We start from the raw sequence: 13,698 nt of genomic DNA, 5'->3' as shown, positions 1-13,698 counted from the left end.
CAAGCGATAGCGCGTTAGTCTAGGCAAGTGTACATTTTGATAAGACCTGAAATATTGGTGGGAAAACTATGTCGAGAAAAACTTGACACATACAATCAATGCTTTAAAAATGCATAAAATATTTTTTTCTTGTATAATAAGTTATGGATTTTGTGGATATCTATTCACTTTGGTTATTAACCATCCTAACCATTCTATGCGTTAATTCCACTTTTTTACCTTTTAAGGCTATGTTTTTTTGCAGCCCTATCCGACATGCACATGTTCTCCGGACTGAATATTCGATATGAACATGCATTTTTTTCTATACTTAAGTAAGTTGAACTAAATTATTCACCTCTAATCTCATCTATCTGGATCCATTTGCAACGTATTTTTAGATAAAATCAACGAATTTATTTCTAGGTTATCTAAAATACCTGCTGTCTTTCAGCAAAACGGAAAAACGAATGGACTAAATCCAGCGAAGAAGAGAAATAATAGAGGTATGGACTAACTTGCAAAAAAACGCAAGTTGTGACAGTTTTATATTCAACTTATCAAAATCAATGTTTATCATTTATATATTTTTTTGATTGGAGGTCTTACGAGCTTGTCAATACTGATACTTGCAATACTTATTCCTTTTATTTCAGCTGTTATCTTACCGTTTGCTCATCGATATATAAGGCGCATCCATGTAGGCTGGTTTGCAATGCTTGTGCCACTTAGTTTGTTTATCTACTTCATTCAGCTCACCCCTATCATTGCGAATGGAGATGTGATACAATCCACCCTTTCATGGATTCCAAGTTATGGAATCAATTTCTCTGCGTATGTAGATGGATTAAGCCTTACCTTGGCCTTGCTTATATCTGGAGTCGGTACATTAGTTATTCTGTATTCCATTTACTACTTATCTCCTAAGGAATCATTAAGTCACTTCTACACTTATCTTATGCTTTTCATGGGTGCTATGCTCGGGGTTGTAATGTCGGATAACCTGCTTGGTCTCTATGTATTTTGGGAGCTTACCAGTATCTCTTCTTTCTTATTGATTGCCTTCTGGTATCAAAGGAAACGTTCTAGAGATGGTGCCAAAAAATCACTGCTTATTACTGTCACTGGCGGTATCTCGATGCTGGTTGGCTTTCTAATGATTGGATTTATCGCAGAGTCATGGAGCATACGAGAAATTATTGGTTCCGTGTCTATGATCAATGATCATTATCTATTCATCCCCGCTATGATATTGATTTTATTAGGGGCATTTACAAAATCAGCCCAATTCCCATTCCATATCTGGCTTCCGGATGCAATGGAGGCTCCAACTCCTGTCAGTGCTTATCTTCACTCGGCAACCATGGTCAAGGCTGGGATTTACCTTGTTGCTCGGTTTACACCTGTCTTTGGCGGAGAAGCGGTTTGGTTTTGGGTAGTTACCAGCGTTGGTTTATTCACTTTATTCTGGGGTTCCTTCAACGCGGTAAAACAAACCGATTTAAAGGCATTACTTGCCTATTCAACTATCAGCCAGCTCGGAATGATCATGAGTATGTTTGGGATCGGTTCAGCAGCCCTACATTTAGGATATTCTACAGAATCAGTTGTGTATACCGGTGCATCCTTTGCTGCTTTATTCCACTTAGTAAACCATTCAACCTTTAAAGGGGCATTATTTATGGTCGTTGGTATTGTCGACCATAGTGTAGGTACACGTGATACTAGAAGATTAGGCGGACTCATTTCCTTAATGCCGATCACCTTTACGATTGCCTTGATTGGCAGCATGTCCATGGCGGGATTACCTCCTTTTAATGGTTTCCTAAGCAAGGAAATGTTCTTTACAGCTGTGTTAGAAATTAATGAGGCGAATTTCTTTGCGCTGGAAACATGGGGTATCATCTTGCCAGTTATTGCTTGGATCGCCAGCGTATTTACATTTGTATATTCCACCATTTTTATTGTTAAAACATTCTTAGGGCCTTATCAAGAAGAAAGATTGGAGCACCCTGCTCACGAACCAAAATGGGGCATGCTTGTTTCTCCAATTATCTTAGTTGTTCTAGTAATAGCGATTTTCTTCTTCCCGAATGTAATTGGAAAGAACTTAGTAACACCTGCTATGAATGGCTTATTCCCACAATTAATCGCACAAGGGGAAGAATTAGGACAGAGAATTTATGCTTGGCACGGTTTTGTGCCTGAACTGTATATGACCATAGGTGTCGTCCTATTAGGGATCGTCTTATTCCTAACCAAAAAATACTGGCAGGGTGTTTATAATCTATTCCCTGAAGATCTGGCATTAAATGAACTGTACGGTGGATTGCTGGATCAAATAGAAAGTAAATCGACTACAGTTACGAACTTTTATATGACCCGTTACTTGCGGGATTACTTGGTTTACATTTTCTTATTTTTCATTCTTTTAATCGGCGGTACTATTGTTTTTACCGGAGCCTATTCCTTTAGCCTCCCGGAAAATGCCAACATTACTTCCTTGGAGTTCATTATTGTTCTTTCGATGGCTGTAGCAGCAATATCTATTTTATTTGCTAAATCCAGGCTGACTGCCATTGTCCTAAATAGTATCCTTGGTTTTGGCATTGCGATGTTGTTTGTCCTGTTCAGTGCACCAGACCTTGCACTGACACAATTGGTAGTTGAAACTGTGACAACCGTATTATTTTTAGTAGCGTATTATTTCCTACCAGAATGGGAAAAAGAGGGCAATAGACGTCGAGCAAGTATTACCAATTGGATTATTTCCATTGGTGTCGGGGCTGTTTTTACCTTTGTGGCGCTTGCCGCTCAAGGAAACAAAGCTTTTGATTCTATCTCCACTTATTTCGAAAATGCCTATGAACTAGCTGGTGGAAATAATATTGTTAATGCCATCTTGGGAGACTTCCGTGCGCTCGATACCATGTTGGAAGTTATCGTATTGCTGATTGCTGGTCTTGGTGTGTATGTATTTATCCGTTTAAAAAACAAGAAGGAGAGTGAGGAAAGTGATTAAACACAGATATCGAATTAATAACGTCATCCTTCGAACGGTAGCTAAATTGGTTTCTTTAATCATCCTTACTCTTGCTGTCTATTTATTCCTTGCCGGACATCATAGTCCTGGAGGAGGATTTGTTGGCGGGCTGGTACTGGCCTCTGCCTTAGTTTTATTATTGATTGTGTTTGATATTGAAACCGTCCGAAAAGGCATTCCTGTAGACTTTAAAAAGGTAGCTGCTTTTGGAGCTCTACTTTCGGTCGGAACTGGCTTTGGCGCTCTTATATTTGGGGAAAATTTCCTCAGCCAGGCCTTTGATTACTTCAACTTACCCTTCTTTGGAAAAACAGAGCTCACCACCGTTATGATTTTTGAGGCTGGAGTAGCTTTGGTTGTAGTAGGGGTTGTTGTTACCATCATATTAAGTATTAGTGAGGATGAGTAAATATGGAAACGTTAGTGACCATCCTAGCAGGAGTATTAGTTACCGTAGCTACGTATCTATTACTTTCCAAAAGTTTAATAAGAGTTGTTATTGGTACAGCGATGCTGACGCATGCTGCCCACCTGTTAATTATTACGGTGCCCGGTTTAAAAATAGGAAGTGTCCCTATCCTGGGAGAAGGAGATGCAGGGCCTGTTGATGCCTTGCCACAAGCATTAATCCTTACCTCAATCGTTATTGGCTTTGCCGTAACTGCGGTCTCTCTCGTATTAACCTATCGAACCTATCAAGAGATTGGAACAGATAAATTAGATCAATTACGGGGGGATCAAGATGAATAACTTAATTGCCATGCCTATGATGCTCCCAGTCTTAACGGCAATCATACTTATATTCCTACGCCCCTATATCAAAATACAGCGAACAATTAGTTTAATCGTAATGATTGCTAATATTGGAATCAGTATTTATTTGCTGCAGCTCATCCAATCAAATGGCATATTACGCCTTGACTTTGGAGGTTGGGAGCCTCCTTTTGGGATACTATTTGTTGCCGACTCCTTCTCCGTCATATTAGTCTTAACATCTAGTATCGTTACTGCCATCTGTCTGCTTTACGCTTTCTCTTCAGTGGAGAAGTCGTATGAGCATATGTTTTTTTATTCATTTATTAATCTTCTGGTCGCTGGAGTAAATGGTTCTTTTCTAACAGGAGATTTATTTAACTTGTTTGTCTGTTTTGAAATCATGTTGTTAGCTTCATATATCCTTATTGCTTTCGGTGGGAAAAAAGGGCAATTACGAGAATCGATTAAATATGTGATTATTAACGTTATTTCTTCATGGATTTTCTTAGTTGCCATTGGCTACTTATATGCCGTCATAGGGTCTCTAAATCTCGCCCACTTATCGGAGCGTATTGCTGAACATGGACAAACACCAATTATTACAGTTATTAGTATTGTATTCCTAACTGTTTTTGCCTTAAAGGCCGGATTATTCCTTTATTTCTGGCTGCCAGGTTCTTACTCTGTACCATCTACAGTAGTAGGTGCTCTATTTGGCGCATTGTTAACGAAGGTCGGTATCTACGCGATGTTCCGCTTCTTCTCCTTGCTCTTCTATCATGAACCTGCAATTACCCACACCATCATAGGTGTACTGGCGGGTCTGACCTTAGTTGGCGGGAGTATTGGAGCAGTTGCCTATAAAGATATTCGTTTGGTTGCCTCCTACAATGTCGTGATTGCGGTTGGCTTTATTCTAGTAGGATTAGCTGTTTCCACCCAATCCTCTCTCGAAGGTGCTGTTTATTACTTAGTACATGATATGATCGTGAAGGCACTGTTGTTTTTACTTGTAGGTACGATGATTGCACTGACAAAAGAAACGAAACTCGATCAAATGAGCGGGTTGATTCGAAATTATCCACTCTTGGGTTGGATGTTCTTTATTGTGACACTATCTTTGGCAGGTATCCCGCCTCTAAGCGGATTTATCGGTAAAGTCTTAATTGGCGGAGGAACCTTAGAAAACGGTTCTTATATCTTATTAGCCCTTGCCTTTATCTCCAGTATCTTTGTGCTTTATTCCCTATTACGCGTGTTCTTATCAAGCTTTTGGGGAGAGACTATTATTAGTAAAGACGAAGAAATTCCAATGAAAAAAGGATTGCTAATCCCTTGTGCACTATTAACAATTGGGTCAATCGCTCTTGGCTTAGGTGCAGAAAGCTTATCGGTTTATATTCAAGATGCAGCTCAAGTACTAGTGGATCCTCAACTATATATCGATGCTGTCTTATCAAGTGATTAACACTCAACATATGCAGAAGGAGGTGAATGTAGTATGCCTGCCCAATTTTTAATTAATGTATTTATTGCTTTATTATGGACATTAATCAGTGACGAAGATGAATTAAGCTTTACTACATTTGTCGCAGGTTATTTGGTCGGTATTGTAATTGTCTTTCTGATGCATCGATTTTTCGGTGAACGTTTCTATTTATCCAGATTCTTTTCCTTAATTAAGCTGTTACTTATTTTTAACCGTGAATTAATCTTATCTGCTAAGGTAGTTTTGGGACACATCATTAGACCGAAGATCAAATTCAAGCCTGGCTTGTTTAAATATGAGACCGCACTACGCGGGGACTGGGAGACTACAGCACTGGCGTTACTGGTCATGCTTACCCCTGGTTCTGTAGTCGTCGAAGTAACACAGAAGGGGGATGCCTTCTACATTCATGCAATGGATGTAGATCAGTCAAAAAATGCGTTACTGCGTTCTCTGAAAAGGTTTGAAAAAGCAATCATGGAGGTGACTAGATAATGATTGAAATAATGTTAACACTAGCCCTGACATTGTATGGGATAGCCATTGCTATCAGTGTAATTCGTACCATTATCGGTCCTAGCTTACCCGATCGGATCGTAGCATTAGACATGATTGGCGTTATGTTGGTCTCCTGTATTGCTATTATTTCCGTATCTTATGGGACAAAGGCATTTCTTGAAGTAATATTGATCCTGGCTATCTTAGCCTTTATCAGTACAATTGCCTTCTCAAAATATATTGAGAGGGGGACTATCATTGACAGTAGACGGGACGATTGAGTTTATAGCAGCATTATTAATGCTTTCTGGTGCCGTCATGGCTCTTCTTAGTGCTATTGGTATAATGCGTTTCCCCGATGTATATACCCGTTCTCATGCAGGGACAAAAAGCTCAACACTGGCGGTATTGCTTACCTTATTGGGAGCTTTTATCCATTTTGCTTCTGACCAAGGCTTCTACAGTGTCAGACTCTTGTTAGGGATTGTCTTTGTTTTCTTAACTGCCCCTGTGGCTGGTCATGTCATTATTCGAGCGGCTTATCGGGCCAACGTGAAAATGTCTGATACAACGATTGAAGATGAACTAAAAGGAGTATTGCAGCAAGTGAAGCAAGACGCGGAAGCAGATCGTACAGAAACAGGAGAAATTATGAGTGAAGACAAAAAGGAAGAACTTAAACATCAAGAAGAATAAAAAACACTTGCCTCTCCTTCCCCTAGTATCAGCGATGTATTTTTATTCGGTGACAGATTGGCTGGATTACTGCTCTAGCCGCAAGTTTAAAACCCTTCAAGGTAATTTACCTTGAAGGGTTTTTCCATTGCTTCTTTAAGTGCGTTCAAAAAGGCCGAGAAAAAGGACCGTCATCGGTTAAGTTCGCAACATCGTGCTGCAACACCGATACTAGCACATCCTGTACGTCGAAAGTTCAAGGCGGCGCAGTTTTTAGTAATGGACTTGCACAGGAAGTATTGACTTCTGCGTGTCCACACGATGTGGACGATCTTAGTAGAAGTTCTTCGACCGCCAACTCCGACATTCGCTGCGTCATTTTTGTTGGACTTTTTGAACATCCTCTTTAATTAAACAGACCGCGGATAGATTCTAGAAGATTCTCAAAGAAGTTCTTTACAGCTTGCCAGAAGCCTTCTGAATCAGTTCCTGCTACTTCATCTAGCTTTCCTTTAATATCGCCTACAATCCCCTCTAATTGATCGGTTACTTTTCCAAAATCAATATCCAAGTCACGCATTTTTTCAAAGAGATTGGTCAGCATGGCACGATCTTCAGGGCTTAATTCAATATTCAGCTTGTCTAACTGCTCGCTGACAATCCGTTCCACATCCTCTTTTGTGGCTGGATTTTGTTCTGAAATCGCCTGCTTAATTTCACTTAGCAGCTGACTCACTTGTTCTTGATCAATACCTGCCTCTTCTGCTAAATCCGTTGCCACGTCTAATTCCTCATTAGCTACTTCCATTCGATCTTGGTCTAATGATTCACCTTCGACATTAAAAGCTTTATAAATACCAGTCAAAGCAGAATGACCGGTTACCTTCATTGGAGAAGCAACTTCGATCAACGCATTCTCCACCCCGGCAGTTAACAGCGCATTCGCATACATCTCATTCGTAACTTGTGTAATATTATCTGGTGTTACGATATTGACAACCACGCCATGTCCTTCATTTTTCCGAGTGATTTTAGCAGATGAGTACATATTAGAACTTGGGTCACCATTAATAAAGGTTACTAAGTCCTCCGCCGTAACTGTATATTCGTCAACTTGTTGTGGATCTGTCGCATTTAATATGGTCCTTACTTTATCTTTATCTTCATCTGATAATGCCTCACCAAGGACTAACTTTGGTTTGCCATTCTTCTCATCAATAACGACGTCGTTATTCCCTGTGCTTGCTAATAAAGCGGGAGTGAAGACAAGGCCTGCTAACAGTAGTGCAATAAGCATCCATGTTATTTTCTTCATAGATTTACTCCTTTACATCTTGATACTTACTCTATATATTATGCTTGATTTAAAAAGATATGGGAAGAATATTTGTGTACTTTCTATATTTTTTCCACATATTAAAGCGTTTTCTACAACAAAATTTTAAACAAATACAGTTGCTGCATCCAGGTGAAATGCTGGAATAACCACGGATCTGATTTGACCTTTTTCCTTTGCCACATCTTGCAAGATATACTGTCCATCACTATTTAATACATACAATTGAATCGTGTTTAGAAGCGGATTGACAATCCAGTACTCTTCCACCCCGTATTTCATGTATAGATTTAGTTGGTAACTAAGTCATGTGATTGATTGGAAGGACTGAGAATTTCAACAATCACAGAAGGTACTCCAACATATTTTTGTTCTCCTAAGCCATCTTTATCACAAATAACAGACAAATCTGGTATCACCACCTGTGTCTCTTCCACTTCCTCATTAGATAATTCTACATCGAACGGTGCGTGGAAAACTTCACAGGCTTGCCCCTCTAATACGGAGAATAGGTTTGCGTGAATCCGGCCGGAAATCCTATGATGCCTAGCAGGTGGAGACGGAGACATAAACACAACCCCCTCGATCCATTCCAAACGTTCGTCAGTATCTGCCACCATTTGGTCAAATTCTTGTCGAGATACTTTTTTCTTGGCAGGTATACTCATCTCTATCTCCTCCTCTTTAGTATATATTATTACCTATTACAGACAAATGAAACTCTTTTTACACGTGATTATCATTGTCCAGCTAAATAAATGGTGATAAACCTTTGCAAGCTTATCACCATCCATGAGCTGTACCGCTATATTATTTTTTCACTATAACATCCATTTCTACGCCGACACCTTTTGGCAGCTGACTCACTTCCACCGTCGCACGAGCTGGATAGGGCTCTTGTAAGAATTTCGCATATGTTTCGTTAATAGTAGCGAAATCATCCATATTGGTAATATAAATCGTAAATTTCACCACATCAGCGAAAGATACATTGGCCTCTTCTAAAATCGCAGCTAAGTTGTTCATTACTTGTTCTGTCTGAGCAGCAATATCGCCTGCTACGACTTCCATTGTTTCAGGATCTAACGGGATTTGTCCTGATACAAATAAAAAATCACCCGCATCAATCGCTTGAGAATATGGGCCTATCGCCTGTGGAGCTTTGTTTGTATGTATTGCTTTTACCATGTGTATCGCATCCTTTCTCTATCATATACTATTTAAAATTTTAACATAACTTTGATTTTTAGTAGAATAATTATACAATACTTTTTTTAAAAAGGATGATTACCTTATGGAAAAGACATTTAATTTGCGTACCGATCACCATGATGAAATGATTGATATTACCTCACAAGTGCAATCATTTCTGACGGAACAAAACGTAACAGATGGAATTGTTATCGTTTCCTCGCTGCACACGACCGCCGGCATTACGGTAAATGAAAATGCCGATCCAGACGTCAAAACAGACTTCTTAAGACGCCTGCGTGAAGTCTTCCCTTGGGAACACCCAGAAGACTTACATATGGAAGGCAATACAGCTGCTCACCTCAAAGTGAGTACAGTTGGGCACAACCAGACATTGGTTGTATCCAATCAACGACTGGTTCTGGGCACATGGCAAGGGATTTATTTCTGCGAATTTGACGGACCACGCTATCGTAAATTTCATGTTAAAGTGATCGAAGGGTGAACATAGTTAAGATTCTGCACTGTTACAAAACTTGGCTTGTACCCGATTGGATACAAGCCAAGTTTTTTAAAAATCAAAGTATTCTTTTGCATTATAATAGGAGATATTCTTCACAATCTCGGCTAAGGTTGCCTCATCATTTGGATACTCGCCATTTTCTACCCATTCCCCAACTAAATTACACATAATTCGCCGGAAATATTCGTGGCGTGTGTAAGATAAGAAACTTCTCGAATCTGTCAGCATACCTACAAAACGGCTGAATACACCGATATCAGCTAAGGTTTCCATTTGGTCAATCATGCCAAGTCTTGTATCATTAAACCACCAAGCTGTACCAAATTGAATCTTGCCAGGTGTACCCCCGCCTTGGAAACTTCCAGTAATGGTGGCAATCGTCACATTATCCCGCGGGTTTAACGAATACAGGATTGTTTTTGGCAAAGCATTAGACTGTTCGAGCGAATCTAATAATCTCACTAATGGCTGAGCTAACAGATCATCATTCATTGAATCATAGCCTGTATCTGGACCAAGCTCCTTAAACATCCGCGTATTATTATTACGGTGAGCATTCATATGATACTGCATAACCCAGCCCTTCTCATGATAAGCTTTACCTAAGAAGGTTAATAGATAAGATTTATATTGTTTCTCCTCTTGAGAAGATACCTTCTCTCCCTTCAAAGCTTTAGCAAAGATCGCCGCTACGTCTTCCTCAGTTGCTCCTTCATATACAACCGTATTTAATGCATGATCGGAAACACGTCCTCCATTTTCATGAAAGAAATCGATTCGCTTCTGTAAAGCCTGCAGGAAATCCTGGAATTGTGTGATCGAGACTTCCGCTGCTTCTGCAAGTTTTTTCACCCAGGCTTGAAAACCATCCTGGTTAATTTCTAAGCCTTTATCCGGGCGATAGCTTGGTAGTACTTTTACATCGAATGTTGGATCGTCTGCAATCTTCTGGTGATATTCCAGTGAATCTGTCGGATCATCTGTTGTACAGACTACCTCTACCTTAGATTTAACGATAAAATCACGGACATTCCATTCTCCGCTTGTCAGCAGTTTATTGACCTTTTCCCAAATCATGGGTGCTGTACTTTCATTAAGAGGCTCCTCCACACCGAAATAACGCTTTAACTCCAGGTGTGTCCAATGATAGAGCGGATTTCCAATTAATTGAGGAACGGTTTGGGCCCAAGCCAGAAACTTATCATAATCGCTGGCATCGCCTGTAACATATTTCTCCTCGATACCATTGGCCCGCATAGCACGCCATTTGTAATGATCACCGTACAACCAAACCTTTGTAATATTTTCAAATTGTACATTCTCATAAATCTCTTGCGGACTTAAATGACAGTGGTAATCAATAATAGGTAAATCCTTCGCATATTCATGATACAAACGCTCTGCCGTTTGATTGTTTAATACAAAATTGTCATCCATAAAAGCTTTCACATTATCCCTGCTTTCTTTTTTAATATTTGTGTAAAAGGAAATGTTTTGTCGCCCCGGAAAAGTAATCTGCCTTTCTCAGGAGCGGTTTTAGCAAGTGTCCCTTTACCGCCTACGCAGCAATTCGCCGTGCGTGTGAACAAACCCCATTATATTCCTAACAAATCAAGGTGACGGCCTATATGATTTACTAGTCCTTGACGGTATTCGTCTTCATGTGTCATTAATGTTGTAAAGAACTCCGTCTGGAAAAGATCCGCCCCTGAATCACTCTTAGCTGTTAGCAGAATACCATACGTTACATGGAATAACTGACGGGCTGCATCATGATCCATATAAGCTGGTAAATCTTCATCTGCTGTTTCATCCAATACGGCTATACTGCTTAAGTCTGGTGTCACATGATAGTATTGAAGCGTCTCTTCAAAATGTTCTTCGGCATAGCGATGCATACGACGATACAAGTCTGGATTTACTTTGGCAATAACTCTAATTGCCTCTAGCCAATTCGTTCCTGCTGTCTTAATATGCAGCAATCCTTCGGTGTACTTCCCAATGATCGGAAATACGCTGAATTTATCACTTCCAGAGTGAATACTCAGCTTGTAACCAAAGTACTTGGCAATAGCGGCATGTTCTTGCAGTTCTTTCTCAAATTGTTGGATATCACCTATATAGTCAATACCTTTCTGGAATTCACCACAGAATCTAGGTGCCAAGCTTTGAACGGTTACACCACGCCTGCGTAATTCCTCGGCGACAAAGAAATGTGCCTCTGGTGAAGTAACGGTTTCTGTCTCATCAATAGAAATTTCAAAATCAATGGCACGATCTGCCGTTGATATGTATCGATTAAAGACATGCTCCATAAAATCAATCGCTTCCCCGTATACGAGAATATTCTTGTACAGACTGTCCTCATCAAAGGAAATATTCAGCTCTTGTACAGCAAACGACTTATTTAAGTAATGGCTGACAAAGTACTCTTTACGATCGACAGGCAGATCAGCAAATTCTTTATGAACGGCCTCTGTTGTTAATTCTTCTACATCATTGCGAATCTGTTCGGAACAATCCAGCGTAATAAAGGAAAACCCTAGATCCAAGGCATAAGCAATATCCTTCTCTACTTTGATATGATCTGCATCCGCACCATAACCATCCTTATACCCTTCTTGGAAAACAGCAAATGTGGCTGCATCCAAAATGTCTGCCATCGTCCGGTTCAATAATGTCAATTCTCTAATGCTTTGCTGCGCCAAAATCGGTTTGACCTGATGACCTTTTACTGTTTCAATATGACCTGGTGAGGCTACCCCTAAACGGTCACCCAGTCCCATAGTAGCGATCTCTGTGCCAAATGCCTGCGGTTTCGTATAATCAAAAAACTGATTTAGGACAATGGCATTATCATGTGTAAGTGGACAGACCTTTCCTTCCGCAGTGTTTTCGCCTTCTAAGGCATCCATTAAATCGCCCTCTCCTGCTGCCACTAGATACTTCTCTGTCCCTTTTTTCACCATGACAGCAACCGTCTTACCTGCCTTTTCCAATGAACTTTCATATACATGTACTTGCGCCGTTGACTCAGGAAGCTTACCAGCTTGTAATGATTCCAAAATTGGTTGATATTGCTGCACGACATTCCTCTCCTTTTTTGTGAACGTTTCCAATTTTATTTTTTCACATAACAACGTTGTTATTTTTATGATATACTATTTAAAAATAGAACTCAACCATTAAATGATATAATATTGAAAGTCAGGGGTGATGTTTGATGAATGTAACCATAAAAGATATTGCCAAAGAAGCAAATGTAAGCTATTCTACTGTATCGAAAGCACTCAATAATAGTCCATTAGTAAAAGAAGGAACCAAACAAAAAATATTAAAAGTAGCCAATCAAATGGGCTATCGCCCCAATTTAGCGGCTAAACAGCTTGTCAATAAAAAGACAGAAGTAGTTGGTTTAATTTGGCCTACCATTGATCGGATTGTTTTAGCTACCTTAGTCACTAATATCAGCAAAGCCTTTGAAGCAACCCGCTACTCCATGATCCTCTCTGTCGATCCGATCGATATTGCCAAAGAGACCTTTAAGAAATTTCAAGTAGATGGCATGATTGTCTTTGCAGAATCCGGCCATATCATTCCAGAGGATGATATTCCGCTTGTTGCCTATGGTGTAGAGAAAAAAGGCAACGCTAGTTACCCAATTATTGATGCCAATCATGGACAAGCAATGAAACAAGCTGTTCAGTATCTATATGATTTAGGGCATCGCCAGATTGCATATGTCGGACATATAGACACTGCAGATACACTTCAGTTAGAGAAATCAGAAGGCTATCAAAAAGGAATGGAAACCTTAGAACTGTCCCCTGTCTGTATGGATACTAATGGATTAGACTGGGTGGACGGCTACACTGCCATTGACGGTCTAGCCTCCTTATCAACACAGCCTACTGCGATTATTGGCGGGAGTTATGATATCAGCGCTGGTATATTACGCGCCTTGCAGGAAAGAAATATCCGTGTTCCAGAGGATATCTCTCTGATCAGCTATGATAACATCCCCAAAATGGAAACAATGGAGGTACCAATGACATGTATTGGTGTCCCTGTCGAAGTTTTGGCAGAAGAAATCGTTCAGGCAGTCATTCACCGAATTGAATCAGACCAGCCATCACAGAGCCTGATTCTGCAACCTCTTTTAGTGGAACGACAGAGTACAGCTGCTCTCAAATAAGGGGAGTATTCCA

Annotated in this window: 15 protein-coding genes; 9 read left to right on the top strand and 6 right to left on the bottom strand. The window is 40.0% G+C overall.

Annotated elements, in window-relative coordinates:
• The first annotated feature begins 592 nt into the window (after positions 1-592).
• Genes JOD18_RS20925 through JOD18_RS20895 form a run of 7 tightly spaced genes read left to right on the top strand, consistent with a single transcriptional unit; the run spans position 593 to position 6,461 of the window.
• Entirely contained in the window at positions 593-3,001 is a 2,409-nt protein-coding gene (locus tag JOD18_RS20925) for a Na+/H+ antiporter subunit A (protein ID WP_204671105.1), read from the top strand.
• Positions 2,994-3,431 carry a Na(+)/H(+) antiporter subunit B gene (locus JOD18_RS20920; RefSeq protein WP_338029593.1) on the top strand — a complete coding sequence of 146 codons (438 nt, stop codon included), beginning with the start codon at positions 2,994-2,996 and terminating at the stop codon, positions 3,429-3,431. The genes JOD18_RS20925 and JOD18_RS20920 overlap by 8 nt, the downstream gene beginning before the upstream one ends.
• 2 nt (positions 3,432-3,433) lie before the next feature.
• Positions 3,434-3,772 (top strand): Na(+)/H(+) antiporter subunit C, encoded by a 339-nt coding sequence (locus JOD18_RS20915; protein WP_204671103.1) that lies wholly within the window; start codon positions 3,434-3,436, stop codon positions 3,770-3,772.
• The gene (locus JOD18_RS20910; RefSeq protein WP_204671101.1) at positions 3,765-5,246 is read left to right on the top strand and encodes a Na+/H+ antiporter subunit D; all 1,482 of its coding nucleotides are present in this window, start codon (positions 3,765-3,767) and stop codon (positions 5,244-5,246) included. The genes JOD18_RS20915 and JOD18_RS20910 overlap by 8 nt, the downstream gene beginning before the upstream one ends.
• Positions 5,247-5,279: 33 nt before the next feature.
• Positions 5,280-5,762 carry a Na+/H+ antiporter subunit E gene (locus JOD18_RS20905; protein ID WP_204671098.1) on the top strand — a complete coding sequence of 161 codons (483 nt, stop codon included), beginning with the start codon at positions 5,280-5,282 and terminating at the stop codon, positions 5,760-5,762.
• On the top strand, positions 5,762-6,046 hold the full coding sequence (locus JOD18_RS20900; protein WP_204671096.1) for a Na(+)/H(+) antiporter subunit F1: 285 nt from the start codon (positions 5,762-5,764) through the stop codon (positions 6,044-6,046). Before JOD18_RS20905 ends, JOD18_RS20900 begins: the two co-directional genes overlap by 1 nt.
• Complete coding sequence (locus JOD18_RS20895; RefSeq protein ID WP_204671094.1) at positions 6,024-6,461, top strand: Na+/H+ antiporter subunit G; 438 nt, start codon at positions 6,024-6,026, stop codon at positions 6,459-6,461. The genes JOD18_RS20900 and JOD18_RS20895 overlap by 23 nt, the downstream gene beginning before the upstream one ends.
• Positions 6,462-6,846: 385 nt before the next feature.
• Here the strand turns inward: JOD18_RS20895 and JOD18_RS20890 are convergent, their stop codons facing one another.
• The 4 genes from JOD18_RS20890 to JOD18_RS20880 form a co-directional block, all read right to left on the bottom strand.
• Positions 6,847-7,755, bottom strand: coding sequence for a DUF1002 domain-containing protein (locus tag JOD18_RS20890; protein ID WP_204671092.1), 909 nt, complete (start codon positions 7,753-7,755; stop codon positions 6,847-6,849).
• A gap of 126 nt (positions 7,756-7,881) precedes the next feature.
• Complete coding sequence (locus JOD18_RS24710; RefSeq protein ID WP_338029592.1) at positions 7,882-8,046, bottom strand: hypothetical protein; 165 nt, start codon at positions 8,044-8,046, stop codon at positions 7,882-7,884.
• A 20-nt stretch (positions 8,047-8,066) separates the two neighbouring features.
• Positions 8,067-8,444 carry a Uma2 family endonuclease gene (locus JOD18_RS24705; RefSeq protein ID WP_275583071.1) on the bottom strand — a complete coding sequence of 126 codons (378 nt, stop codon included), beginning with the start codon at positions 8,442-8,444 and terminating at the stop codon, positions 8,067-8,069.
• Positions 8,445-8,586: 142 nt separating this feature from the next.
• Complete coding sequence (locus JOD18_RS20880) at positions 8,587-8,964, bottom strand: RidA family protein (protein WP_204671090.1); 378 nt, start codon at positions 8,962-8,964, stop codon at positions 8,587-8,589.
• A gap of 106 nt (positions 8,965-9,070) precedes the next feature.
• On the opposite strand from JOD18_RS20880, the gene JOD18_RS20875 reads away from it, so the two are divergent.
• Positions 9,071-9,472 carry a secondary thiamine-phosphate synthase enzyme YjbQ gene (locus JOD18_RS20875; RefSeq protein WP_204671089.1) on the top strand — a complete coding sequence of 134 codons (402 nt, stop codon included), beginning with the start codon at positions 9,071-9,073 and terminating at the stop codon, positions 9,470-9,472.
• Between the two features lie 66 nt (positions 9,473-9,538).
• Here the strand turns inward: JOD18_RS20875 and uxaC are convergent, their stop codons facing one another.
• Together uxaC and JOD18_RS20865 are read right to left on the bottom strand one after the other, a co-directional pair.
• The gene (gene uxaC, locus JOD18_RS20870; RefSeq protein ID WP_204671087.1) at positions 9,539-10,939 is read right to left on the bottom strand and encodes a glucuronate isomerase; all 1,401 of its coding nucleotides are present in this window, start codon (positions 10,937-10,939) and stop codon (positions 9,539-9,541) included.
• A gap of 146 nt (positions 10,940-11,085) precedes the next feature.
• Positions 11,086-12,576, bottom strand: a complete 1,491-nt coding sequence (locus JOD18_RS20865) for a tagaturonate epimerase family protein (protein WP_204671085.1) — start codon at positions 12,574-12,576, stop codon at positions 11,086-11,088.
• Positions 12,577-12,713: 137 nt separating this feature from the next.
• On the opposite strand from JOD18_RS20865, the gene JOD18_RS20860 reads away from it, so the two are divergent.
• Entirely contained in the window at positions 12,714-13,685 is a 972-nt protein-coding gene (locus JOD18_RS20860; RefSeq protein WP_204671083.1) for a LacI family DNA-binding transcriptional regulator, read from the top strand.
• Positions 13,686-13,698 lie beyond the last annotated feature (13 nt).

It is taken from the genome of Gracilibacillus alcaliphilus (assembly GCF_016909015.1).
Taxonomy (GTDB): Bacteria; Bacillota; Bacilli; order Bacillales; family Amphibacillaceae; genus Gracilibacillus; species Gracilibacillus alcaliphilus.
This window is presented reverse-complemented; position numbering and strand designations above follow the sequence as displayed.

Bases quoted from the DNA above. Each gene is read 5' to 3' on its own strand.
- JOD18_RS20915 (WP_204671103.1), top strand. From the start codon at position 3,434: ATGGAAACGTTAGTGACCATCCTAGCAGGAGTATTAGTTACCGTAGCT.
- JOD18_RS20910 (WP_204671101.1), top strand. From the start codon at position 3,765: ATGAATAACTTAATTGCCATGCCTATGATGCTCCCAGTCTTAACGGCA.
- JOD18_RS20905 (WP_204671098.1), top strand. From the start codon at position 5,280: ATGCCTGCCCAATTTTTAATTAATGTATTTATTGCTTTATTATGGACA.
- JOD18_RS20900 (WP_204671096.1), top strand. From the start codon at position 5,762: ATGATTGAAATAATGTTAACACTAGCCCTGACATTGTATGGGATAGCC.
- JOD18_RS20890 (WP_204671092.1), bottom strand. From the start codon at position 7,755: ATGAAGAAAATAACATGGATGCTTATTGCACTACTGTTAGCAGGCCTT.
- JOD18_RS24705 (WP_275583071.1), bottom strand. From the start codon at position 8,444: ATGAGTATACCTGCCAAGAAAAAAGTATCTCGACAAGAATTTGACCAA.
- JOD18_RS20880 (WP_204671090.1), bottom strand. From the start codon at position 8,964: ATGGTAAAAGCAATACATACAAACAAAGCTCCACAGGCGATAGGCCCA.
- JOD18_RS20875 (WP_204671089.1), top strand. From the start codon at position 9,071: ATGGAAAAGACATTTAATTTGCGTACCGATCACCATGATGAAATGATT.
- JOD18_RS20860 (WP_204671083.1), top strand. From the start codon at position 12,714: ATGAATGTAACCATAAAAGATATTGCCAAAGAAGCAAATGTAAGCTAT.